This window comes from Streptomyces amakusaensis, assembly GCF_039532665.1.
In the GTDB taxonomy this organism is placed as follows: Bacteria; Actinomycetota; Actinomycetes; order Streptomycetales; family Streptomycetaceae; genus Streptomyces; species Streptomyces amakusaensis.
Genome location: NZ_BAAASB010000009.1, coordinates 238,726 through 261,153, shown reverse-complemented (window position 1 = coordinate 261,153; position 22,428 = coordinate 238,726). Strand labels below are relative to the sequence as shown.

The window sequence follows — 22,428 nt, the reverse complement described above, 5'->3', positions numbered from 1 at the left end:
TATGAACATCGCCGTGACCACCTGGTCCCTGGAGCAGACCTCCGCCGCCGACGCCCGGCCGGCCGGGGAGCCCCCGAAGGATGTGCGGATCGAGCGCGCCGAGATCCCTTCGCCCGAGTTCAGCCGTTTCCTGTATACGGCCGTTGGCGGAGACGTCCGGTGGACGGACCGGCTGAGCCTGACCTACGCCGAGTGGGAGAAGACCCTCGGCGCCCCGGGCACCGAGACCTGGGTGGCGTACGAGAAGGGCACCCCCGCCGGGTACGCGGAGATCGCGGCCCAGGAGGGCGGCTCGGTGGAGATCGTCTACTTCGGGCTGATCGCGGCCTTCCGGGGGCGGCGGATCGGCGGCCATCTGCTGTCGTACGCGGTGGAGCGGGCCTGGGACCTGGCGGACCGCTGGCCGGGGCTGGCCCCGACCGAGCGGGTGTGGGTGCACACCTGTTCCAAGGACGGTCCGCACGCCATGGACAACTATCTGCGGCGCGGCTTCACGCTCTTCGACACCACGGTCGAGGACGAGCCGGAGATCGACACGCCCGGTCCCTGGCCGGGTTCCCACCCCGCCTCCGCCTGAGCCCCGTCCGCCGACCGGTCCGAGCGCCCCGGCGGCTCCTCGGCCGGTCGGCGGGGCGATCGCCGGAACACCCGGCCACCGGGGCGGACACCGGCCCGTTCCGGATACGTGACCGACTCCACACTGTCTCGCGATGCGGGACAGCATTGTCCATCATTCGGATAATGGTGGACTGTCGTCCAATCGCCGTGCCACGCTTCCGCCATGTCTAGAGCTGGAATTGCCTTGGTGAGTCGACGTCACGTCGACCTCGGCCGCATGTCCAGCGCCATCTGTCCCGCCCGCTGACAGCCCAGCACAGCCGAGCATTTCACCGCCCCCCACAGCGCCTCCCCGCAGCTCCGTACCTCTCTGCGTTTCTTCCGTCTGAGCCCGTCTGAGCCGCCTCGGCCTTCACCCGTCACCACCCCTGCGCACCACCGCGTTTCCCTGCGAGTGTGCAGCTCAGAGCCGCCCTCCTGCTGTCTCGAAGGACATATCGCCATGCCCGCCACCCCGGAAAAGCCCACCCCCGCCGCGCCCCGCCGCAGAGTCGGACGCCACCGCGGCGAGGGCCAGTGGGCCGTTGGCCACATGACGCCCCTCAATGCCAACGAGCAGGCCAAGAAGGACGACGACGGTCTCAATGTGCGGACACGCATTGAGACGATCTACTCCAAGCGCGGCTTCGACTCCATCGACGGCGCGGACCTCCGCGGCCGGATGCGCTGGTGGGGTCTGTACACCCAGCGCAAGCCCGGGATCGACGGCGGCAAGACCGCGATCCTGGAGCCGGAGGAGCTGGACGACAAGTACTTCATGCTCCGAGTCCGCATCGACGGCGGCCGGCTGACCACGGGTCAGCTCCGGGTCATCGGCGAGATCTCCCAGGAATTCGCGCGCGGCACCGCCGACATCACCGACCGGCAGAACGTCCAGTACCACTGGATCCGCATCGAGGACATGCCGGAGATCTGGCGGCGGCTGGAGGCCGTGGGCCTGTCCACCACCGAGGCCTGCGGAGACACCCCCCGGGTGATCCTCGGCTCGCCGGTCGCCGGCATCGCCGAGGACGAGATCATCGACGGCACCCCCGCCATCGACGAGATCTACCGCCGGATCGTCGGCAACAAGGACTTCTCCAACCTCCCCCGCAAGTTCAAGTCCGCGATCTCCGGCTCGCCGCTGCTCGACGTGGCGCACGAGATCAACGACATCGCCTTCGTCGGCGTCGACCACCCCGAGCACGGCCCCGGCTTCGACGTCTGGGTCGGCGGCGGCCTCTCCACCAACCCCAAGATCGGCGTACGGCTGGGCGCCTGGGTCTCGCTGGACGAGGTCCCGGACGTCTACGAGGGCGTCATCTCCATCTTCCGCGACTACGGCTACCGCCGGCTGCGCACCCGCGCCCGGCTGAAGTTCCTCGTCGCCGACTGGGGACCGGAGAAGTTCCGCCAGGTCCTGGAGGAGCAGTACCTGCTGCGCAAGCTCGCCGACGGCCCTGCCCCCGAGCAGCCCGTCCAGCAGTGGCGCGACCACGTGGGCGTGCACCGCCAGCAGGACGGCCGCTTCTACATCGGATTCGCGCCGCGCGTCGGCCGGGTCGACGGAACCATCCTCACCAAGGTCGCCGAACTCGCCGAGGCGCACGGCTCCGGCCGGGTGCGCACCACCGCCGAGCAGAAGATGATCGTCCTCGACATCGAGGAGAGCCAGGTCGAGTCGATGACCGCCGGCCTGGAGGCACTGGATCTGCGGGTCAACCCCTCCCCCTTCCGGCGCGGCACGATGGCCTGCACCGGCATCGAGTTCTGCAAGCTCGCGATCGTCGAGACCAAGGCGCGCGGCGCCTCGCTCATCGACGAACTGGAGCGCCGGATCCCCGAGTTCGACCAGCCGATCACCATCAACATCAACGGCTGCCCCAACGCCTGCGCCCGTATCCAGGTCGCGGACATCGGTCTCAAGGGACAGCTGGTCCTGGACGACGACGGCAACCAGGTCGAGGGCTACCAGGTGCACCTGGGCGGCGCGCTGGGCCTGGAGCCCGGCTTCGGCCGCAAGGTCCGCGGACTGAAGGTCTCCTCCGCCGAACTGCCCGACTACGTCGAGCGGGTGCTGCGCCGCTTCGAGGAGCAGCGCGAGGACGGCGAGCGCTTCGCCGCCTGGGCGGCCAGGGCCTCCGAGGAGGCCCTCTCGTGAGCGAGCGCGCCGCCCCCTTCTACTGCCCCTACTGCGGGGACGAGGATCTGCGCCCCAGCGAGGAGGGCCACGGAGCCTGGGAGTGCCACGGCTGCAACCGCGCCTTCCAGGTGAAGTACCTCGGGCTGCTGACCCGCGGCTTCCGCTCCAACGACGCCGAGGGCGAGGCGATATGACCGCGACCCGCACCACCGGCCTCAAGGAGATCGCCGAGCGCGCCGGGCGCGAACTGGAGGACGCCCCGGCGCTCACCATCGTCAGCTGGGCCGCCGAGACCTTCGGCGAGCGGTTCTGCGTCACCTCCTCCATGGAGGACGCGGTCGTCGCCCATCTCGCCGCCCGCGCCCGCCCCGGCGTCGACGTCGTCTTCCTGGACACCGGCTACCACTTCCCCGAGACCATCGGGACCCGGGACGCGGTCGAGGCCGTGATGGACGTCCGGCTGATCACGCTCACCCCCGTGCGCACCGTGGCCGAGCAGGACGCCGAGCACGGCCCCCGGCTGCACGACCGCGACCCCGATCTGTGCTGCGCGCTGCGGAAGGTCAAGCCCCTGGAGGACGGGCTGGCCGGATACGACGCCTGGGCCACCGGTCTGCGCCGCGACGAGTCGCCGACCCGGGCCGGCACCCCGGTCGTCGGCTGGGACGAGCGCCGGCAGAAGGTCAAGGTCTCGCCGATCGCCCGCTGGACCCAGGACGACGTGGACGCCTATGTCGCCGAGCACGGTGTGCTCACCAACCCCCTGCTGATGGACGGCTACGCCTCGGTCGGCTGCGAGCCCTGCACCCGCCGGGTGCAGGCTGGCGAGGACGCCCGCGCCGGCCGCTGGGCGGGCCGGGGCAAGACGGAATGCGGGCTGCACGGATGACCGACGACCACCCCCACCCCCTTCAGAAGCAGGAGAACAATGTGACCGGGGCGACGATCTGGCTCACCGGGCTGCCCAGCTCGGGCAAGACCACCATCGCCTACGCGCTGGCGGAGCGGCTGAGCGCCGAGGGCCGGCGCACCGAGGTGCTCGACGGCGACGAGATCCGCGAGTTCCTCTCCGCGGGCCTCGGTTTCACCCGCGAGGACCGGCACACCAATGTCCAGCGCATCGGCTTCGTCGCCGAGCTGCTGGCCTCGCACGGCGTCACCGTGCTCGTGCCGGTGATCGCGCCGTACGCCGACAGCCGCGAGGCCGTCCGCAAGCGGCACGCCGCCGCGTCGACGCCTTATCTGGAGGTGCATGTCGCCACCCCCGTCGAGGTCTGCTCCGAGCGCGATGTGAAGGGGCTGTACGCCAAGCAGGCGGCCGGCGAGATCAGCGGGCTGACCGGGGTCGACGACCCCTACGAGGCTCCCGTCTCCCCCGATCTGCGGATCGAGTCCCAGCACCAGAGTGTCCAGGAGTCCACGGCGGCGCTCCACGCGCTGCTCACCGAGAGGGGCGTCCTGTGACCGACGCACACTGCACCACGGCCGTCGCCGGGGCGGCGGAGACGGACAGCCCGTACGCCCTCTCCCACCTCGACGCGCTCGAGTCCGAGGCGGTGCACATCTTCCGCGAGGTGGCGGGGGAGTTCGAGCGGCCGGTGATCCTCTTCTCCGGCGGCAAGGACTCCATCGTCATGCTCCATCTGGCGCTGAAGGCGTTCGCCCCCGCCGCGATCCCCTTCTCCCTGCTCCACGTGGACACCGGGCACAACTTCCCCGAGGTCCTGGAGTACCGCGACCGCACGGTCGCCCGCCACGGGCTGCGGCTCCATGTCGCCTCCGTACAGGAGTACATCGACGCAGGAACGCTCCGCGAGCGCCCCGACGGCACCCGCAATCCGCTCCAGACCGTGCCACTGACCGAGAAGATCCAGACCGAGCGCTTCGACGCGGTGTTCGGCGGCGGCCGGCGGGACGAGGAGAAGGCGCGCGCCAAGGAGCGGGTCTTCTCGCTGCGGGACGAGTTCTCGCAGTGGGACCCCCGGCGGCAGCGGCCGGAGCTGTGGCAGCTCTACAACGGCCGCCACGCGCCCGGCGAGCATGTGCGGGTCTTCCCGCTCTCCAACTGGACCGAGCTGGATGTGTGGCAGTACATCGAGCGCGAGGGCATCGAGCTGCCGCAGATCTACTTCGCCCATGAGCGCGAGGTGTTCCGGCGTGCGGGGATGTGGCTGACGGCGGGCGAGTGGGGCGGACCCAAGGAGTCCGAGCCGGTCGAGACCCGGCTGATCCGCTACCGCACGGTCGGCGACATGTCCTGCACCGGAGCGGTGGACTCCGACGCCACCACGCTCGACGCGGTGATCGCCGAGATCGCCGCGTCCCGTCTCACCGAGCGGGGCGCCACCCGCGCCGACGACAAGATGTCCGAGGCCGCGATGGAAGACCGCAAGCGCGAAGGGTACTTCTAAGCCATGACCACCGCCGCCGAGCGACTCTCGGCCACCACCCTGCTGCGCTTCGCGACCGCCGGATCCGTGGACGACGGCAAGTCGACCCTGGTCGGACGGCTGCTGCACGACTCCAAGTCGGTCCTCACCGACCAGCTGGAGGCGGTGGCCACCGCCTCGCTCTCCCGGGGCCAGGACACCCCCGACCTGGCGCTGCTCACCGACGGCCTGCGGGCCGAGCGGGAGCAGGGCATCACCATCGACGTGGCCTACCGCTACTTCGCCACCGCCCGCCGCCGCTTCATCCTCGCCGACACCCCCGGGCATGTGCAGTACACCCGCAACATGGTGACCGGCGCGTCCACGGCGGAGCTGGCGGTCGTCCTGGTCGACGCCCGCAACGGGGTCGTGGAGCAGACCCGCCGTCACGCGGCCGTCGCCGCCCTGCTGCGGGTGCCCCATGTGGTCCTCGCGGTCAACAAGATGGACCTCGTCGACTACGCCGAGCCCGTCTTCGCGAAGATCGCCGAGGAGTTCACCACCTACGCCAGGGAGCTGGGGGTGCCCGAGGTCGTGGCGATCCCGATCTCGGCGCTGGCCGGGGACAATGTCGTGGACCCGTCGGCGAACATGGACTGGTACGGCGGCCCCACCGTCCTCGAACACCTGGAGACGGTGCCCTCCAGCCACGATCTGACCGACTGCCACGCCCGGCTGCCGGTGCAGTACGTGATCCGGCCGCAGACCGCCGAGCACCCCGACTACCGGGGGTACGCGGGCCAGATCGCCGCGGGCGTCCTGCGGGTCGGCGAGCCGGTGACGGTGCTTCCCTCGGGCCGTACGTCGAAGATCGCCGGGATCGATCTGCTCGGCAGGGCGGTGGACATCGCCTGGGCTCCGCAGTCGGTGACGGTGCTGCTCGCGGACGACATCGACGTATCGCGCGGTGATCTCATCGTGCCCTCCGGCGACGCCCCGGCGACCACCCAGGACGTCGAGGCCACGGTCTGCCATGTCGCGGACCGTCCGCTGACGGTCGGGCAGCGGGTGCTGCTGAAGCACACCACCCGGACCGTCAAGGCGATCGTCAGGGAGATCCCCTCGCGGCTCACCCTCGACGACCTCTCCCGGCACCCGGAGCCGGGGCAGCTGGTCGCCAACGACATCGGCCAGGTGCGGGTGCGCACCGCGGAGCCGCTGGCGCTCGACGCGTACGCCGACTCACGGCGTACCGGCTCATTTCTGCTGATCGACCCGGCCGACGGCACCACGCTGGCGGCCGGCATGGCGGGCGACTCGTTCGCGAGCACCGCCGAGGCCGCACTGCCGGCCGAAGACGAGGGGGAGTGGGACTTCTGATGACGACGACCGATGTGTTCGCCACCTTCGCGAAGGAAGGCGGACGGGTGGGCAGCGGGACGCTCGGCTCTGGATCCGGGGGGGTTTCGCGATGTGCGCGATGACCCGGAGGCACCACCCGTACCAGAAGCGAAGACCCAGACCAGTCGATATCCCGGCCGCGCCGCAGTCGCGCGAGAGCCGGGGCAAACGAGGGGAACATCTCCCGTGCCTGCCACACGTACCACCCTGCGCCGCGGCATCGCCGCCGCCGCCGCGCTCCCGCTGCTGATCGGCGCGGTCGCCTCCTGCGGCTACGGCTCCGAGTCGGACAAGAACGAGAAGACCGGACCGGTCGCCAAGGGCGAGAAGCTCTCCTCGGACACGGTCAAGCTCGGCTACTTCCCGAATCTGACCCACGCCACCGCTCTCGTCGGTGAGCAGGAGGGCATCCTCCAGAAGGAGCTGGGCGGCACCCAGATCAAGTCCACCACCTTCAACGCCGGTCCCTCCGAGATCGAGGCGCTGAACGCGGGCTCGATCGACATCGGGTTCATCGGTCCCTCCCCGGCCATCAACGGCTTCACCAAGTCCAAGGGGACGAACCTCCGGATCGTCTCCGGCGCCGCGTCCGGCGGGGTGAAGCTGGTGGTGAACCCCAAGAAGATCAAGACCCTGGACGATCTCAAGGGCAAGAAGATCGCCACCCCGCAGGTCGGGAACACCCAGGACGTCGCCTTCCTCAACTGGATAGCCGAGAAGGGCTGGTCGACCGACGCCCAGAGCGGCAAGGGCGACGTCTCCGTCGTCCGCACCGACAACAAGATCACCCCGGATGCCTACAAGTCCGGCTCCATCGACGGTGCCTGGGTGCCGGAGCCGACCGCGTCCCGGCTGGTCAGCCAGGGTGCCAAGGTCCTCCTCGACGAGGCGACGCTGTGGCCGGACAAGAAGTTCGTGATCACGCACATCATCGTGTCGCAGAAGTTCCTCAAGGCCCACCCGGACGTGGTCGAGGCCGTGGTGCGCGGCTCGCTGAAGACCAATGACTGGATCAACGCCAACCCGGAGAAGGCCAAGGCGTCCGCCAACGCCAAGCTGAAGGCGCTCACCGGCAAGGAGCTGCCGGCCGAGATCCTCGACCCGGCGTGGAAGTCGATCGAGTTCACCGCCGACCCGCTGGCCACCACGCTGCAGACGCAGGCCGGCTACGCGGTGAAGGCGGGGCTGCTGAAGGAGCCCGACCTGAACGGCATCTACGACCTCACGGCGCTGAACAAGGTCCTCAAGGCCGACGGCAAGCCCGAGGTCTCCGACGCCGGTCTCGGCGCCAAGTAACCCCGCAGCCACGTTCCCCAGGAGGTGACGACCATGGCCACTCTCACCAAGGATCAGGCCGAGGACCGTACGACTGTTGGGCACTCCGCCCGTATCGAGCACGTCTCGAAGTCCTTCACGGGGCCCGCCGGGCGACAGCTCGTCCTGGACGACATCAGTCTCGATGTCGCTCCGGGCGAGTTCGTCACCCTCCTGGGGGCCTCCGGCTGCGGAAAGTCCACCCTGCTCAATCTGGTGGCGGGCCTCGACGCGCCCACCGCCGGAACCATCACCACGCACGGCCGCCCGGCGCTGATGTTCCAGGAGCACGCGCTCTTCCCCTGGCTCACGGCGGGCAAGAACATCGAACTCGCGCTGCGGCTGCGCGGGGTCGCCAAGTCGGAGCGCCGCACCGAGGCCGAGCGGCTGCTCGAACTGGTGCGGCTGGGGGGCTCGTACGGGAAGCGGGTGCACGAACTCTCCGGCGGTATGCGCCAGCGGGTGGCGCTCGCCCGCGCGATCGCCCAGGACAGTCAGCTGCTGCTGATGGACGAGCCGTTCGCGGCCCTCGACGCCATCACCCGGGATGTGCTGCACGGCGAGCTGACCCGGATCTGGCGCGAGACACAGCTGTCGGTGCTGTTCGTGACGCACAACGTGCGCGAGGCGGTCCGGCTCGCGGAGCGTGTGGTGCTGCTGTCGTCCCGGCCGGGCCGGATCGCCCGGGAGTGGACGGTCGGCATCGAGCACCCGCGCCGGATCGAGGACACCGCCGTGGCGGAGCTGTCCGTCGAGATAACTGAAGAACTGCGTGGGGAGATCCGCCGACATGGTCAGCACTGAGAAGACCGCCAGCGTCGCCAAGAGCACCAAGCCCGCCAAGTCCGACGATCTCGCCGGTCTGGAGGCGGGGCTCGACGCCCTGGACACGGTGCAGTCCCAGCGCACCCCGCTGCGGGAGGTGCTGGTCAAGAAGGTCCTCCCGCCGCTGATCGCGGTCGCCCTGGTGATCGTCGTCTGGCAGACCCTGGTCTGGGCGAAGGTCGCCGAGGAGGGCAGCCTGCCCGCGCCTTCCGCGGTGTGGGACAGCGTGTCCGCGATGTGGATGCAGGGCACCCTGCTGGAAGTCGTGTGGACCAGCGTCTCGCGCGGTCTGCTGGGCTTTCTGCTGGCGCTGGCCATCGGCACCCCGCTCGGGCTGCTGGTCGCCCGGGTGAAGTTCGTCCGGGCGGCGATCGGGCCGATCCTCTCGGGTCTCCAGTCGCTGCCGTCGGTGGCGTGGGTGCCGCCCGCGGTGATCTGGCTCGGGCTGAACAACCAGATGATGTACGCGGTGATCCTGCTCGGCGCGGTGCCGTCGATCGCCAACGGGCTGGTCTCCGGCGTCGACCAGGTCCCGCCGCTGTTTCTGCGGGCGGGGCGCACCATGGGCGCGACCGGGCTCAGGGGCACCTGGCACATCGTCATGCCGGCGGCGCTGCCCGGTTATCTGGCGGGGCTCAAGCAGGGCTGGGCGTTCTCCTGGCGGTCGCTGATGGCCGCCGAGATCATCGCCTCCTCGCCCGATCTGGGGCTGGGGCTCGGCCAGTTGCTGGAGAATGGACGCAGTAATTCCGACATGCCGGGGGTGTTCATGGCGATTCTGCTGATCCTCATCGTCGGCATAGCCATCGATCTGCTCATCTTCAGTCCGCTGGAGCGGTCGGTGCTGCGAGGCCGGGGGCTGCTGGTCAAGGGCTGAACCGGCCCTCGGCCCGCGAGCCCCCAAGCCCGGCCGGCCGGTTCCGGCGGGATCCGCCTCCCCGGCCCGCCGGGACCGGCCGGCCGACTCCACGATCACGTACCCGCTCCTCGAGTCCACGGCCTCACGACAGGAACAGAGTCCGACCATGCGCAGCCCCGTCCTTCTCGTCGTCGCCCACGGCAGCCGCGATCCCCGCCACGCGGCGACCGTTCACGCCCTGGTGCGGCGGGTCGGCGCGCTGCGGCCCGGGCTGCGGGTGGAGACGGCGTTCCTGGACTTCAACGCGCCGTCGGTGCCGCAGGTGCTGGAACGGCTCGCGGCGAGCGGCGAGGCCGGGGACGTGATCGCGCTGCCGCTGCTGCTCACCCGGGCCTTCCACGCCAAGTCCGACATCCCCGGCGTGCTGCGGGAGGCCTCGGCCCGGCTGCCGGAGCTGCGGATCCGGCAGGCGGAGGTGCTCGGGCCCTCGCCGCTGCTGCTGGCCGCGGTCGAGCGGCGACTGCGGGAGGCGGGGCTGCGGCCCTGTGACCGCCGCTCGACGGGGCTGGTCCTGGCCGCGGCGGGCTCCACAGACCCGGAGGCGATCGCAGCGATCGCAGACATGGCGCGGGAGCTGAGGCGCACCGGTTGGTGCTCCGTGCGTCCTGCGTTCGCCTCCGCCTCACTTCCGCGCACCGAGGACTCGGTGCGCGCCCTGCGGGACGAGGGCTGCGCACGGGTGGCGGTGGCGCCGTACGTCATCGCCCCCGGCCGGCTTCCGGACCGGATCGCCGAAGGGGCCCGGGAGGCCGATGTCCTGGCCGGGGTGCTGGGCCCTTCGCCCGAGCTGGCGCGGCTGCTGCTGCACCGCTACGACAGCGCGCCGGCGGCCCTGACGGCCCCGGCGCGGACGCTGCGGCCGGCCGTCCCCGCCTGAGGTTCCCGGGGGTGTGCGACACGCACGCCGTCTCGGCCTGCCGGTGACAGGACCGTGGCTCTACCGTGACGGGTACGGAGCGCGTTCGGCGCACCATCGAGGCGAGGAGGCCGACATGTCGTTCCACTACCACAAGCGGATCACAGTGATCCCCAAGGTGCTGCATCTGAACATCAGCTCACGCGGCTGGTCCTGGACGCTCGGCAGCCGCCGTGCCCACATCACCCGCGACCGGCACGGCCGCCGCACCACTTCGGTCCGGCTGCCCGGCGGCTTCAGCTGGCGCAGGCATTCGCACCGCCGCTGATCCGGGGGCCGGACGGGCCGGGAGCCGGTCTCCGTGCCCCGTGGGGGAAGGGCGCGGAGACCGGCTCACCGGGCGCGGGACTACGGGACTACGGGACTACGGGACTACGGGACCAGCTTGAGCAGCTTGTTGGGGGTGCCCGGGGTGGGGTTGACGACCTTGCCGGAGGTGGCTCCGCCGGTCAGGGCCTGGGCGATCTGGGCCGGGGTGGCGTTCGGGCGGGCCGCGAGGTGGACCGCCGCCGCGCCGACGACGTGCGGGGCGGCCATGGAGGTGCCGGAGATCGTCCTGGTGCCGGTGTCGCTGGTGTGCCAGGCGGAAGTGATGTCCGAGCCGGGGGCGTAGAGGTCGACGGACCGGCCGAAGTTGGAGAACGAGGACTGGGCGTCGGTCCTGGTGGTGGAGGCCACCGTGATCGCCTCGGGGACGCGGGCGGGTGAGACCCGGCTCGCGTCGGAGGACTCGTTGCCGGCCGCGACGCCGAAGGTGACTCCGGAGGCGATCGCCCTGCGGACGGCCGCGTCGAGGGCGACGTCGGCACCGCCGCCGAGGCTCATATTGGCGACCGAGGGGCCCTTGCGGTTCTTGGCGACCCAGTCGATGCCCGCGACGACCTGCTCGGTGGTGCCGGAGCCCCGGTTGTCGAGGACCCGGACGGCGACGATCTTCGCCTTCTTGGCGACCCCGTGGCTCACTCCGGCGATGGTGCCCGCGACATGGGTGCCGTGGCCGTTGCCGTCCTGGGCGATGTTGTCGTTGTCGATCGCGTCGAAGCCGTGGCTCGCGCGGCCCTGGAAGTCCCGGTGGGTGACGCGCACCCCGGTGTCCAGCACATAGGCGGTCACCCCCGCGCCCGCGGTGTCGGGGTACTTGTACGCGCGGTCGCCCGCGGTGGCGGTCTGGTCGATCCGGTCCAGCCCCCAGGACGGCGGGTTGGTCTGGGTCGCGTTGATGGAGAAGGTCTTGTTCTGGACGACCTTGGAGACGGCGGGGTCGGCGGCGAGCCGCTTGGCCTCGGTCTCGGTGAGGCCGGTCGCGGAGAAGCCGTTGACGGAGGAGTCGTAGGCGCGGCGCAGCTTGCCGCCGTACTCCTGGGCCAGGTCGCGCTTGTCGGCCTTCTCGTCGAGCAGCACGATGTAGCTGCCGCTGACCGCGCCTTCGGCGTTCACGCCGTGGACGGTTCCCTCCGGGGGCGTCGCGGCCCCGGCGTTGGCGGCGGTGAGCGCGGTGCCGCCGACGAGCGCGGCGACGGCGGCTATGCCCGCGGTGAGCTTGACACGGCTCGGGCGTCGGTGAGTTGCCATGAGGTTGAGGGGCTCCTCGTGTCGGGTGGGGGGATGGAGCCGCCGACCTGGAAGATCCTTCCGGCGGCTGGCTCGAACCCTCACCCATTGACGCGCTCAGATCAAGTGAACTCCGCACGGCTGTGATTTTTACAACAAGGTTATGCAATGAAAAGTCAGCCATGGCCGAACAGATCGGACACCCGCTCCCTCAACACCCCTCACCACCGACACCACTTCGCCCCGGACCGCCGGGTGAGCGGCGGGTCCGGGGCGAGCGGAAGGGGTCGTTCAGGCGGTGCGCGGGGGGATTTCGGCCTCGATCAGATCGGCCGCGGCCGGGGTGCCGCCCTCCCCCGCCATCTGTTCGCGGATCTCGGCGAGCCGGCGCGCCACCTCGGGGTCGGAGGTCAGGGCGAGCACCGCCTCACGCAGCTCCTCGGCCGTGGCGGTCGCGGAGTCCAGCCGGCGCGCCACCCCGAGCCCGACGAGCATGTCCGCGTTGCCGAACTGGTCCACCGCCTGGGGGACGGCCACCATCGGGGTCCCGGTGGAGAGCCCCTCCTGGCTGCCGCCCGCGCCCGCGTGGGTGATGAAGGCGTCCGCCTCCCGCAGGATCGCCAGTTGGGGAACCCAGTGGCTGACCTCGACGGAGGCGGGGACGGGGCCCAGTTCCGCCTCGGACACATGACGGCCGATCTGGAGCACGGTGTGCCAGCCCGGCAGCTCGCCGAAGGCCTTGACGCACTCCCGGTAGAACGCGGGCTGCTTGGTGAACGACGAGCCCAGGGAGACCAGCAGCACCTTCTCGGCGCCCGCCGGGCGCTTCCACGCCCCCTGATCGCCCCGGTCGCCCTGGCACGCGCCGACGAAGGTGTGGACGGACTCGTCCACCCGGTCGGGGTTCGGCTGGAGCGCCTTGGGAATCAGCACGATCGACCGCCGGGGCCGGCTCACCAGCCGGTCCGGGTCCACGCCTTCGAGTCCGTTCTCCGCGAGCCACGCCCGGAAGCGGGCGTAGTAGGCCTTGCCCCGCTCCGAGGCCTTCAGCTCCGCGAACATCGGGCCGGACACCTCCTCCTCGTACCCCTCCCAGGCGACCAGATTGGGTGAGAGGGAGACGGCCGGGACCCCCCAGCGGTGGGCGAGCAGCACCGCCGGGTAGGCGGTGATGTCATGGATGACGAGATCCGGTTCGTCGCCCTCGAACGCGGCGGCCAGCTGGGGCAGCACATGGATGCCGTCCCGCAGGAAGGGCTCGATGTTGTCGATCAGCTCGGTGCCCCAGGCCTCCGGGTCCTCCTCCGTCGGAAGGGTCGAGTCGTAGACGACGGGGGTCGCGCCGGTGGCCGCGACCCGCTCGGCGAAGGACGCGGGGATCGCGTAGCTGACCCGGTGTCCGCGCGCGACCAGCTCGCGCACGACCTCCAGGCTGGGGTTCACATGCCCCGGGGCGGCGATGGAGAACATGGCGATGTGGGAACGCGGTGCTGTGCTCATGATCGCAAGCCTAAACGAGACGATACGTATCGTGCAAGTTATTACGTGCTGCTCCGCTGGCCCGGTCAGCGCTGATAGCGGGCGAGCACCAGATTCCCGTCCTTCACGAGTCTCTTCTCCAGCTCCTCCCGGTCGATCGCGCCGCTGTAGTACTCCTGGTACGCGGGGGTCGCCACCTTGTCCTTCCACTCCGGGTATCCGCGCACCGACTGCGCGGGCGCGGGCCTCAGGCCCCGGGCGAGCGCCGTGCCGGTGGCCCAGCCGTGCTCCGCCACCCGGAGGGAGGGGTCGGCGAGGGCCTTCTCACCGGTCGGGAGCATCCAGTCGCCCTTCGCGAGCCGCACCGTATTGGCGGGCCGGAGCAGGAAGTCGATGAAGGCGGCGGCCTCCTTCTTGTACGGGCTGTCCCGGGCGATCGACAGGGTCTGGGGGCTCACGCCCTGGACCGCTCCCCCGGGCCCGGCGGGCGCGGGCAGCACCATCCACTCGAAGCCCTCGGGGGCCTGGCTCACCACCTGCTGGCGGTAGGAGAAACCCAGCGGGACCATCGCGTACTTGCCGCCGAAGAGACCGGGCAGCGCGTCCGAGCCGCCCGCGCCCAGGGTGCTGGGAGAGGCGGTGCGATCGGTGTTGACCTGGTCGTGAATGGTCCCGGGCACCATCGCGTCGCCCTCGGTGAAACGGATCGTCACTTTGCCGTCGTCGCCCCGGTGGAACAGCCGGCCGCCGGCCGAGAGCCCGAGGTTGAGGGTGGCGGAGACCGGCTCGCGCAGCGGCCAGGCGACCGCGTACCTCCCCTTGCCCATGGCGGCGGTCAGCACCTTGGCGACCTCGCGGAACTCCTCCCAGCTCCAGGGGTGCTCCGGGGTCGGCACCCGGACGCCCGAGGACTCGATGATCCCCTTCTCGGCGATCAGCACCCGGGGCTCCTGGAGGAAGGGGACCCCGTAGACGCCCTCGCCGAAGGTGACCGTCTCCCAGCTCCGCCGGGGGATGTCGGAGGTGAGCCGCTCGGAGAGCAGTCCGCGCAGATCGGCCAGGTAACCGCCGTGGGCGAAGTCGGCGAGATCGTCGGAGGCGTCATGGATGACGTCGGGGGCCTCGCCGCCCTCGAAGGAGGTGAGCAGCTGGTCGTGGACGCTGTCCCAGCTGCCCTGGACGTACTCCACCCGGATGTCGGGGTGGCGCGCGTTCCACTCCCGCACCAGCTCCTTGTTGGCGTCGACGGACTCCTTCTGCCAGGCCAGCGACTGGAAACGGAGGCGGATCCGGCCGTCGGAGCCGTCCGGGGCGGCGGCCGTGCAGCCGGTCAGCAGCAGGGCCAGCGCGGCGGCGACCGCCGCCGCCGGACGGGCGACGAGGCGCGGGAGCCGCGAAAGCGGGGCCGGGGGCTGGGGCTGGGGCTGGGGCTGGGGCATCAGGCCTTCACCGCCCCCTCCGCCATGCCGCCGGTGATCTGCTTCTGGATGACGGCGAAGATGACGAGCGAGGGAATCGTCGCCAGGAACGCGGCGGCGGCGAGCGGGCCCAGGTCGGCCACGCCCTCCGCGCCGAGGAAGTGGGTGAGGACGACCGGCAAGGTCTGTTTCTCCGGGGTCTTGAGGAGGACCAGGGCGAAGAAGAACTCGTTCCACGCGGTGATGAAGGCGAAGAGCGCCGTGGCCGCCGCGCCCGGCGCGATCAGCGGGGCGACGACCGAGAACAGGACCCGCACCCGGCCCGCGCCGTCGACGGCCGCGGCCTCCTCCAGTTCGCGCGGCACCGCCCGGACGAAACCGACGAGCATCCAGATCGCGAAGGGCAGCGCCCAGACGACGTACACCATGATCAGCCCCGACAGGGTGTTGATCAGCCGCAGATTCCGCAGGATCAGAAAGAGCGGAATGATCACCAGAATGAAGGGGAACGCCTGGCTCACCACCACCCAGCCGGTGGCCGCCGTGGAGAGCCGGGTGCGGTGGCGGGCCAGCGCGTAGGCCACCGGGGTGGCGATCACCACACAGATCAGCGCGGCGGACACGGCGACGAGCAGGCTGTTGCCCGCCGCCCGGAGCAGGGGCTGTTCCTCGAAGGCCTGGCGGAAGTTGGCGAAGGTCGGGTCCCGGGGGATCCAGGAGGGATGGAGCGAGCCCAGCTCGCGGGCCGGTTTGACGGCGGTGGAGAGCAGCCAGACGAAGGGGAGGGCGAGAAAGAGGAGATAGCCCAGAAGGGCCAGATACTGTCCGGCCCGCCCGGCGCGAGCGGCCCGTCCTGTGCGGATCACTGGTCGTCGCCTCCTCTGAGCCGCCCCACGAGGTAGAGGGCGAGCAGCACCGAGATGACCGCGACCATCACACAGCTCATGGCGGCGGCGTAGCCGAACTGTCCGTACCGGAAGGCCTCCTCGTACGCGAAGAGCATCGGCAGCCGGGTCCGGCCGCCGGGGCCGCCGGCGGTGAGCACGTACACCAGGGCGAACGCGTTGACGTTCCAGATGAAATTGAGCGCGGTGATCGCGAGGGCGATGGGGCGCAGGGCGGGCCAGGTGACCGTGCGGAATCTGCGCCAGGCCCCCGCGCCGTCGAGGGCGGCGGCCTCGTGGAGTTCGCGCCGGGTGTTCTGGAGGCCCGCGAGCAGGGCGACGGTGGTCTGGGGCATCCCCGCCCAGACTCCGACGACGATCACCGCGGGCAGCGCGGTGGCGAGCCCGGTCAGCCAGTCGCGCCCCTCGCCGAGGCCGAGGTCGCGGATGGTCTCGTTGAGGATCCCGGCGTCGGCGTTGTAGACCAGCCGCCACATGATGCCGACGACCACCTCGGGCATGGCCCAGGGGATGATCGCGAGCGCCCGGGCGAGCCGGCGGAACCGCAGCTCCTGGTTGAGGAGGAGTGCGAGGCCGAGGGCGAGGAGGAATTGCGGGACGGTGACGCCGACGGCCCAGAGGAGGCCGATGCCGAAGGAGTCCCAGAAGAGGGTGTCGTGGAGGAGGTCCCGGAAGTTGAGGGTCCCGATCCACTGGGTGGGGGTGGTGCGGCCGGCCTGGGAGTCGGTGAAGGCGAGCGCGATTCCGTAGAGCAGCGGGCCGACGCTGAGCACCAGGATCGGGATCAGGGCGGGGAGCACGAGGAACCAGGCCCCGTGGTCCAGGATCTTCCCGGGCGGCCGGCCGCCGGTGCGGCGCGGGCGCGCCGGGGGGCGCGCTCCGGGCTCCCCGGGGTCTCCGGGCTCTCGTGGCTCTCCGGGCTCTCTCGATGGGGGTGCCGTGCTCACGGATGTCACGTAATGGACTCCTTTGGACGGCTTTCTCCCAGTCTGACCTGAGGGCGGCCCCCGTCATCGTGCTGACGGGCCGTGGGTTCGTCAAGGAGACCTACGGGCGGATGCGAGACTTTGGCGGATTCGAACGGGTGAGAGCGGGAGAGGCACGGCGATGGACGAGGCACGGGCACGTGAGGTGCTGGAGGCGGCCGGAGTGTCCGCCGGGGCGGCGCTGCTGGCCCTGGGCGAGAACGCGGTGTTCGACGCGGGCGATGTGGTGGTGAAGGTCGGCCGCTCCGCCGAGCTGCTGGCGCGGGCCGAGCGCGAGGTGGCGATCGGGCGCTGGCTGGAAGAGGCGGGCGTCCCGGCGGTGCGGCCCGCGCGGGCGGCGGCCCACCTGGCCGACGGCCATCCGGTGACCTACTGGCACCGGCTGCCGGACGCCGTCCGGCCCGCCGGGCCCGGTGATCTGGCGGAGCTGCTGCGGCTGGTGCACGTCCTGCCCGCGCCGGGGTTCGAGCTGCCCCGGCGGGAGCTGCTGGGCGGGGTGGAGCGCTGGCTGCGGCTGGCGGGGGACGCGATCGATCCGGCGGACGCGGAGTTTCTGCGGGCCCGCCGCGACGGCTTCGCCGACGCGGCGGCGGCGCTCACGCCCCGGCTGACGCCCGGACCGATCCACGGGGACGCGCTGCCGCGCAATGTCCATGTGGGCCCGGCGGGCCCGGTGCTGGTGGATCTGGAGACCTTCTCCGCCGATCTGCGGGAGCACGATCTGGTGGTGATGGCGCTCTCCCGCGACCGGTACGGGCTCGCGCCAAAGGCGTACGAGGAGTTCACCGAGGCCTATGGCTGGGACGTCCGGGAGTGGGCGGGGTGCGCGGTGCTGCGGGGGGCCAGGGAGACGGCGAGCTGTGCCTGGGTGGCGCAGCACGCGGTGTCGAACCCCCGGGCCCGCGAGGAGTTCTCCCGCCGGGTGCGGTCCCTGCGCGAGAACCGGCCCGAGGTCCGCTGGCACCCGTTCTGACCGGGGGCCTTCGGGGCCGCCCGGGGGCCGGGGCTCAGGCCCCGGCCGGCGCGGGGGTCTTCATCGGCCAGGAGGCGTCCACGACCGCCTCGGCATCGCCCTTGCGGCGCAGGAAGGCCTGGAAGTCGACCGCCCACTCCGCGTACCACCGGATCTGACGGTCATGCAGCTCGGCGGGGGCCAGGGCCGCGACCGAGGGATGGCGCTCGGCCACCGCGCGCGCCACGCGCACGGCCGCCACCGCGTCCGAGGTCGCGTCGTGGGCCGCCTCCAGCGCGACGCCGTACTCCGCGCAGACCGCCTCCAGATTGCGCTTGCCCTTGCGGTAGCGGTCGACGGCCCGGTCGATCGTGTAGGGGTCGAGCACGGGGCCGATCGGGCGGCCTTCGAGCCGCTCGGAGAGCGAGGGGAGCCCGTGGCGGCGCAGCTCCGCCGTGAGCAGGGTCAGATCGAAGGCCGCGTTGTACGCGACGACCGGGACGCCTTCGCGCCAGTGGCCGGTCAGCTCCCGCGCTATCTCGTCGGCGACCTCGCGGGCGGGGCGGCCCTCGGCCGCCGCCCGCTCATTGCTGATGCCGTGGATGGCGGAGGCCTGCTCGGGGATGCGGATCCCCGGGTCGGCCAGCCAGACGCGGCTGTCCACGGGCTCCCCCGCCCGCACACGGACGACGGCGGCCGTGACGATCCGGGCCTCCTGCGGATCGGTGCCGGTCGTCTCCAGGTCGAAGCCGACCAGCGGTTCCCCGTGCCAAGCCATCGTGCGGTCCTCCTCCACGGGGCCTTCCCCCGTCTCGGGTATCACCCTCCCACGCGCCACTGACAGCCCCGGCCCCGCGTCCCGCCGAAGGCTCTCGACGGCCCGGCCCGCCGGGCCCGCTGTCAGGAGACCGGCCGGGAGTCGGCCCACTCCGATTCGAACTCCTCGCGGTAGGTCTGGAAGAGCCCGTGCTCCCCCTCCTGCCCGGCGCGGACCACCGAGCGCCCGCCCCCGCGCAGCACCAGCACCGGGGCCTCCATGCCCCGGGCCTTGCGCAGATAGGTCTGTACGACCGCCAGGCCGTCGGGCCCGTCGCCGTCGACGAGATAGGCGGTGAAGCGGGGTGTTTCGTCGAAGACCTGGATCTCGAAGGCCCCCGGGTCCCGCAGCCGCGCCCGCACCCGGCGCATATGGAGGATGTTCATCTCCACGGTGCGGCTCAGCTCGCCCTTCCTGATGCCGAGTTCCCGCTCGCGCCGCTTGACCGAGCTGCTCGCCGGGTTGAGGAAGAGCAGCCGGACCCGGCAGCCCGACTCGGCGAGCCGGACCAGCCGGCGGCCGGAGAAGTTCTGCACCAGGAGATTCAGGCCTATGCCGATCGCGTCGAGGCGGCGCGCGCCCCCGAAGAGATCCTCGGCCGGCAGCTGGCGCTGGAGCCGGACCCGGTCGGGGTGGACCGAGACGACGTCCGCGTACCGGTCGCCGACGAGGTCCTCCACCGCGTCGACCGGGAGCCGGTCGGCGGAGGGGACCCCGGCGCCGCTGCCGAGTATGTCGAGGAGCCGGGCGGAGGCCCGCTCGGCCTGGGCGAGGACGGCCTCGTTCAGCGCCCGGTTGCGGGAGACCACATTGCGGGTGACCTCCAGCTCGTCCAGTGCCAGCTCCACATCGCGCCGGTCGTCGAAGTACGGCGCGAAGCACGGCCAGTGCTGCACCATCAGTTCGCGCAGCTGGGGCAGGGTGAGGAAGGAGAGGACATTGTCGTCGGCGGGGTCCAGCAGATACCCCTTGCGGCGGGAGACCTCCCGCACCGCGACCGCCCGCTGCACCCACTCCTGGCCCGCCGGGCCCGCCGCGGCCACCACCCAGTCGTCGCCGTGGACCGGCTCGTAGATCGGCCGGAGCACTGCGGCGACCACCGCGCGCAGCCTCTGTTCGACCAGATTGAGCCAGATGTAGGCGCGCCCGGCCCGCTGGGCGCGGGTGCGCACCTCGCTCCAGGCCTCCGCGCCCCAGTCCAGCTCCGCCCCGATTTCCATCGGTCTGGCGAGCGAGACCGCACCGGGCGGGATGTCGCCGGTGTCCCCCTCGTGACCTGTGTCACCGGGGGGCAGCTCCAGACCTCCCGAGCTCACCCGCGCACCGCCTTCCCGTCCCCCACCCAACGATCAAGGAAGACTACTCCGCATGCGGGACGCGGTGCAGCCGGATCGACACGCTCCTTTCCCAACTCCCTTTATCCGCCGATACGTTCCTGCGGGCGGGATCCCCCGGAGTGAGCCGATTCATAGCGGTACGGTCCGGGCCGCCGCCCGAGGGGGGACGGAAGGAACCCGATGTTGACCGCGTCGTCCCCGGCCTCCGGGCGGCCCGCCAGCGATACTTTCACCAGGATCCGGACGTTGTGTCCCTCTACACCCGGATCGGAAGGGTAAGAGTTCTTCCATGCAGGTCTGGCCGGGACGGGCATACCCCCTCGGCGCCTCCTACGACGGCGCCGGAACCAACTTCGCGGTGTTCTCCGAGGCAGCCCACCGCATCGAACTGTGTCTGCTGCACGACGACGGCTCGCAGACGGCGGTGGAACTGCGCGAGACCGACGCTTTTGTCCGGCACGCGTATCTGCCGGGCGTGATGCCGGGTCAGCGGTACGGATTCCGGGTCCACGGCCCGTACGCGCCGGAGCGCGGGCAGCGCTGCAACTCCGCCAAACTCCTCCTGGACCCGTACGCCCGTGCGATAAGCGGAGAAATCCACTGGGACGAGTCGGTCTACGGCTATCACTTCGGCCGGCCGGACTCCCGCAATGACCTGGACTCCGCCCCGCACACCATGGCCTCGGTGGTGGTCAACCCGTACTTCGACTGGGGCGACGACCGGTCCCCCCGCACGGACTACCACCGCACGGTGATCTACGAGGCCCATGTGAAGGGCCTGACGATGCTCCATCCGGAGCTGCCCGAGGAGCTGCGCGGGACCTACGCCGGGCTCGCCCATCCGGCGGTGATCTCGCATCTGACCGAGCTGGGCGTCACCACGCTGGAGCTGATGCCGGTCCATCAGTTCGTCCACGACCACCGGCTGGTGGACGCCGGGCTGAGCAACTACTGGGGCTACAACACCATCGGGTTCTTCGCCCCGCACAACGCCTACGCCTCCTGGGGCGAGCGGGGCGAACAGGTGCTGGAGTTCAAGCACGCGGTCCGGGCGCTGCACCAGGCGGGCATCGAGGTCATCCTCGACGTCGTCTACAACCACACGGCCGAGGGCAGCCATCTGGGCCCGACGCTCTCCTTCCGGGGCCTGGACAACGCCTCGTACTACCGGCTGGCCGAGGACCGCCGGCACTACACCGACACCACCGGCACCGGGAACTCGCTGCTGATGCGGAGCCCGCACGTACTCCAGATGATCATGGATTCGCTGCGGTACTGGGTCACCGAGATGCATGTGGACGGCTTCCGCTTCGATCTGGCGGCGACCCTGGCCCGGCAGTTCCACGAGGTGGACCGGCTGTCCTCGTTCTTCGATCTGGTGCAGCAGGATCCGGTGGTGAGCCGGGTGAAGCTGATCGCCGAGCCCTGGGACGTGGGCGAGGGCGGCTACCAGGTGGGGAAGTTCCCGCCACTGTGGACCGAGTGGAACGGCGAGTACCGGGACACCGTGCGCGATCTGTGGCGGGGCAGGCCGCGCACCCTGGCGGAGTTCGCCTCCCGGCTGACCGGCTCGTCCGACCTCTACCAGGACGACGGGCGGCGTCCGCTGGCCTCGATCAACTTCGTGACCTGCCACGACGGATTCACCCTTCACGACCTGGTCTCCTACGAGGAGAAGCGCAACGAGGCCAACGGGGAGGGGAATCGGGACGGCGAGAGCCACAACCGCTCCTGGAACTGCGGGGCGGAGGGCGAGAGCGAGGACCCCGAGGTGCTGGAGGTGCGCGGCCGTCAGATGCGGAACTTCATCGCGACGCTGATGCTCTCGCAGGGCGTGCCGATGCTCAGCCACGGCGACGAGTTCGGGCGCACCCAGCGCGGCAACAACAACGCCTACTGCCAGGACGGCGAACTCTCCTGGGTGAAGTGGCCCGAGCCGGGCTCCGGGGCGGAGGGGACGCTGCTGGAGTTCACCCGGACGATGGTGTGGCTCCGGCGCGACCACCCGGTCTTCCGCCGGCGGCGGTTCTTCCACGGCCGCCCGGTGGCGGGGGCCCAGGACGAGCTGACCGACATCGCCTGGTTCACCCCCGAGGGCCGTCAGATGACCCAGCGGAACTGGCAGTCCGCGCAGGCCAGGGCGCTCACGGTCTTCCTCAACGGGAACGCGATCTCGGAGCCGGGACCCCGGGGGGAGCGGATCCGCGACGACTCCTTCCTGCTGATGTTCAACGCCGGCGCGGAGGATCTCGACTTCGCCGTGCCGGTCCACCACGGCCGGCAGTGGCAGGTGGTGGTGGACACCGCCCGCCCCGAGGGGGTGCCGCCCGGCGGCGGGGCGAAGGTCGCGGCCGGGGACCGGGTGTGGCTGGTGGGACGGAGTCTGGTGGTGCTGCGCAGACCCGCGTAGCCCTCCCGCCCCCGCCGTCGGGCCGGGGGAGGCTGTGGGCCGATCGGCGCACACCCTCCCCCGGCCCGGTGACAGACCGGTCCGCCGGG

The 22,428-nt window shown here is 71.2% G+C and carries 22 protein-coding genes; 15 read left to right on the top strand and 7 right to left on the bottom strand.

All coding sequences use genetic code 11. The features are described 5' to 3' along the window. Window position 1 precedes the first annotated feature (1 nt). The 13 genes from ABD371_RS18420 to ABD371_RS18360 all read left to right on the top strand — a co-directional run bounded on the left by ABD371_RS18420 (window position 2) and on the right by ABD371_RS18360 (window position 10,752). Window positions 2–577 carry a GNAT family N-acetyltransferase gene (locus ABD371_RS18420; protein ID WP_344478245.1) on the top strand — a complete coding sequence of 192 codons (576 nt, stop codon included), beginning with the start codon at window positions 2–4 and terminating at the stop codon, window positions 575–577. A 204-nt stretch (window positions 578–781) separates the two neighbouring features. After that, window positions 782–865: a putative leader peptide gene (locus ABD371_RS18415; protein WP_344478438.1), complete on the top strand. Its 84-nt coding sequence runs from the start codon at window positions 782–784 to the stop codon at window positions 863–865. A 195-nt stretch (window positions 866–1,060) separates the two neighbouring features. Then, on the top strand, window positions 1,061–2,758 hold the full coding sequence (locus tag ABD371_RS18410) for a nitrite/sulfite reductase (protein WP_190123636.1): 1,698 nt from the start codon (window positions 1,061–1,063) through the stop codon (window positions 2,756–2,758). Further along, on the top strand, window positions 2,755–2,934 hold the full coding sequence (locus ABD371_RS18405) for a hypothetical protein (RefSeq protein ID WP_344478243.1): 180 nt from the start codon (window positions 2,755–2,757) through the stop codon (window positions 2,932–2,934). The genes ABD371_RS18410 and ABD371_RS18405 overlap by 4 nt, the downstream gene beginning before the upstream one ends. Continuing rightward, the gene (locus ABD371_RS18400) at window positions 2,931–3,629 is read left to right on the top strand and encodes a phosphoadenylyl-sulfate reductase (RefSeq protein ID WP_344478242.1); all 699 of its coding nucleotides are present in this window, start codon (window positions 2,931–2,933) and stop codon (window positions 3,627–3,629) included. The genes ABD371_RS18405 and ABD371_RS18400 overlap by 4 nt, the downstream gene beginning before the upstream one ends. Continuing rightward, on the top strand, window positions 3,611–4,204 hold the full coding sequence (gene cysC / locus ABD371_RS18395) for an adenylyl-sulfate kinase (protein WP_381733906.1): 594 nt from the start codon (window positions 3,611–3,613) through the stop codon (window positions 4,202–4,204). The genes ABD371_RS18400 and cysC overlap by 19 nt, the downstream gene beginning before the upstream one ends. Further along, the gene (cysD, locus tag ABD371_RS18390) at window positions 4,201–5,151 is read left to right on the top strand and encodes a sulfate adenylyltransferase subunit CysD (protein ID WP_344478239.1); all 951 of its coding nucleotides are present in this window, start codon (window positions 4,201–4,203) and stop codon (window positions 5,149–5,151) included. The genes cysC and cysD overlap by 4 nt, the downstream gene beginning before the upstream one ends. Window positions 5,152–5,154: 3 nt before the next feature. Continuing rightward, window positions 5,155–6,489, top strand: coding sequence for a sulfate adenylyltransferase subunit 1 (locus ABD371_RS18385; protein ID WP_344478238.1), 1,335 nt, complete (start codon window positions 5,155–5,157; stop codon window positions 6,487–6,489). A gap of 207 nt (window positions 6,490–6,696) precedes the next feature. Next, window positions 6,697–7,806, top strand: a complete 1,110-nt coding sequence (locus tag ABD371_RS18380) for an aliphatic sulfonate ABC transporter substrate-binding protein (RefSeq protein WP_344478235.1) — start codon at window positions 6,697–6,699, stop codon at window positions 7,804–7,806. 33 nt (window positions 7,807–7,839) lie between these two features. After that, window positions 7,840–8,628, top strand: a complete 789-nt coding sequence (locus ABD371_RS18375) for an ABC transporter ATP-binding protein (protein ID WP_344478233.1) — start codon at window positions 7,840–7,842, stop codon at window positions 8,626–8,628. Then, window positions 8,615–9,526 (top strand): ABC transporter permease, encoded by a 912-nt coding sequence (locus tag ABD371_RS18370; RefSeq protein WP_344478231.1) that lies wholly within the window; start codon window positions 8,615–8,617, stop codon window positions 9,524–9,526. The genes ABD371_RS18375 and ABD371_RS18370 overlap by 14 nt, the downstream gene beginning before the upstream one ends. A gap of 148 nt (window positions 9,527–9,674) precedes the next feature. After that, window positions 9,675–10,445, top strand: coding sequence for a sirohydrochlorin chelatase (locus ABD371_RS18365; RefSeq protein ID WP_344478229.1), 771 nt, complete (start codon window positions 9,675–9,677; stop codon window positions 10,443–10,445). Window positions 10,446–10,560: 115 nt separating this feature from the next. Next, window positions 10,561–10,752, top strand: a complete 192-nt coding sequence (locus tag ABD371_RS18360; RefSeq protein ID WP_344478227.1) for a DUF4236 domain-containing protein — start codon at window positions 10,561–10,563, stop codon at window positions 10,750–10,752. Window positions 10,753–10,856: 104 nt separating this feature from the next. Here the strand turns inward: ABD371_RS18360 and ABD371_RS18355 are convergent, their stop codons facing one another. From ABD371_RS18355 to ABD371_RS18335, 5 genes are all read right to left on the bottom strand, one after another. Then, a complete protein-coding gene (locus ABD371_RS18355; RefSeq protein WP_344478225.1) occupies window positions 10,857–12,056 on the bottom strand; it encodes a S8 family peptidase in 1,200 nt (399 codons plus the stop codon). 270 nt (window positions 12,057–12,326) lie between these two features. Continuing rightward, window positions 12,327–13,535 (bottom strand): macrolide-inactivating glycosyltransferase, encoded by a 1,209-nt coding sequence (mgt, locus tag ABD371_RS18350; protein ID WP_344478222.1) that lies wholly within the window; start codon window positions 13,533–13,535, stop codon window positions 12,327–12,329. A 65-nt stretch (window positions 13,536–13,600) separates the two neighbouring features. Further along, entirely contained in the window at window positions 13,601–14,953 is a 1,353-nt protein-coding gene (locus tag ABD371_RS18345) for an ABC transporter substrate-binding protein (RefSeq protein WP_344478219.1), read from the bottom strand. Continuing rightward, entirely contained in the window at window positions 14,953–15,798 is an 846-nt protein-coding gene (locus tag ABD371_RS18340) for a carbohydrate ABC transporter permease (RefSeq protein ID WP_344478217.1), read from the bottom strand. Before ABD371_RS18340 ends, ABD371_RS18345 begins: the two co-directional genes overlap by 1 nt. Next, the gene (locus ABD371_RS18335; RefSeq protein WP_381733911.1) at window positions 15,795–16,793 is read right to left on the bottom strand and encodes a carbohydrate ABC transporter permease; all 999 of its coding nucleotides are present in this window, start codon (window positions 16,791–16,793) and stop codon (window positions 15,795–15,797) included. The genes ABD371_RS18340 and ABD371_RS18335 overlap by 4 nt, the downstream gene beginning before the upstream one ends. A 151-nt stretch (window positions 16,794–16,944) precedes the next feature. Between ABD371_RS18335 and ABD371_RS18330 the strand changes: the two genes are divergently transcribed. After that, complete coding sequence (locus ABD371_RS18330; RefSeq protein ID WP_344478215.1) at window positions 16,945–17,796, top strand: phosphotransferase; 852 nt, start codon at window positions 16,945–16,947, stop codon at window positions 17,794–17,796. 34 nt (window positions 17,797–17,830) lie between these two features. On the opposite strand, the gene ABD371_RS18325 is transcribed toward ABD371_RS18330, so the two are convergent. Next, window positions 17,831–18,553 carry a 3'-5' exonuclease gene (locus ABD371_RS18325; protein WP_344478213.1) on the bottom strand — a complete coding sequence of 241 codons (723 nt, stop codon included), beginning with the start codon at window positions 18,551–18,553 and terminating at the stop codon, window positions 17,831–17,833. Between the two features lie 122 nt (window positions 18,554–18,675). After that, on the bottom strand, window positions 18,676–19,908 hold the full coding sequence (locus ABD371_RS18320) for an SAV2148 family HEPN domain-containing protein (RefSeq protein WP_344478210.1): 1,233 nt from the start codon (window positions 19,906–19,908) through the stop codon (window positions 18,676–18,678). A gap of 310 nt (window positions 19,909–20,218) precedes the next feature. Here ABD371_RS18320 and glgX point away from each other — a divergent pair, with 310 nt between their 5' ends. Continuing rightward, window positions 20,219–22,339, top strand: coding sequence for a glycogen debranching protein GlgX (gene glgX / locus ABD371_RS18315; RefSeq protein WP_344478208.1), 2,121 nt, complete (start codon window positions 20,219–20,221; stop codon window positions 22,337–22,339). Window positions 22,340–22,428 lie beyond the last annotated feature (89 nt).

Excerpts from the sequence above, each read along its gene's own strand:
- ABD371_RS18420 (WP_344478245.1), top strand. The coding sequence starts at position 2 with ATGAACATCGCCGTGACCACCTGGTCCCTGGAGCAGACCTCCGCCGCC.
- ABD371_RS18415 (WP_344478438.1), top strand. The coding sequence starts at position 782 with ATGTCTAGAGCTGGAATTGCCTTGGTGAGTCGACGTCACGTCGACCTC.
- ABD371_RS18410 (WP_190123636.1), top strand. The coding sequence starts at position 1,061 with ATGCCCGCCACCCCGGAAAAGCCCACCCCCGCCGCGCCCCGCCGCAGA.
- ABD371_RS18400 (WP_344478242.1), top strand. The coding sequence starts at position 2,931 with ATGACCGCGACCCGCACCACCGGCCTCAAGGAGATCGCCGAGCGCGCC.
- cysC (WP_381733906.1), top strand. The coding sequence starts at position 3,611 with ATGCGGGCTGCACGGATGACCGACGACCACCCCCACCCCCTTCAGAAG.
- ABD371_RS18385 (WP_344478238.1), top strand. The coding sequence starts at position 5,155 with ATGACCACCGCCGCCGAGCGACTCTCGGCCACCACCCTGCTGCGCTTC.
- ABD371_RS18375 (WP_344478233.1), top strand. The coding sequence starts at position 7,840 with ATGGCCACTCTCACCAAGGATCAGGCCGAGGACCGTACGACTGTTGGG.
- ABD371_RS18370 (WP_344478231.1), top strand. The coding sequence starts at position 8,615 with ATGGTCAGCACTGAGAAGACCGCCAGCGTCGCCAAGAGCACCAAGCCC.
- ABD371_RS18365 (WP_344478229.1), top strand. The coding sequence starts at position 9,675 with ATGCGCAGCCCCGTCCTTCTCGTCGTCGCCCACGGCAGCCGCGATCCC.
- ABD371_RS18360 (WP_344478227.1), top strand. The coding sequence starts at position 10,561 with ATGTCGTTCCACTACCACAAGCGGATCACAGTGATCCCCAAGGTGCTG.
- ABD371_RS18355 (WP_344478225.1), bottom strand. The coding sequence starts at position 12,056 with ATGGCAACTCACCGACGCCCGAGCCGTGTCAAGCTCACCGCGGGCATA.
- mgt (WP_344478222.1), bottom strand. The coding sequence starts at position 13,535 with ATGAGCACAGCACCGCGTTCCCACATCGCCATGTTCTCCATCGCCGCC.
- ABD371_RS18345 (WP_344478219.1), bottom strand. The coding sequence starts at position 14,953 with ATGCCCCAGCCCCAGCCCCAGCCCCAGCCCCCGGCCCCGCTTTCGCGG.
- ABD371_RS18330 (WP_344478215.1), top strand. The coding sequence starts at position 16,945 with ATGGACGAGGCACGGGCACGTGAGGTGCTGGAGGCGGCCGGAGTGTCC.
- ABD371_RS18325 (WP_344478213.1), bottom strand. The coding sequence starts at position 18,553 with ATGGCTTGGCACGGGGAACCGCTGGTCGGCTTCGACCTGGAGACGACC.
- glgX (WP_344478208.1), top strand. The coding sequence starts at position 20,219 with ATGCAGGTCTGGCCGGGACGGGCATACCCCCTCGGCGCCTCCTACGAC.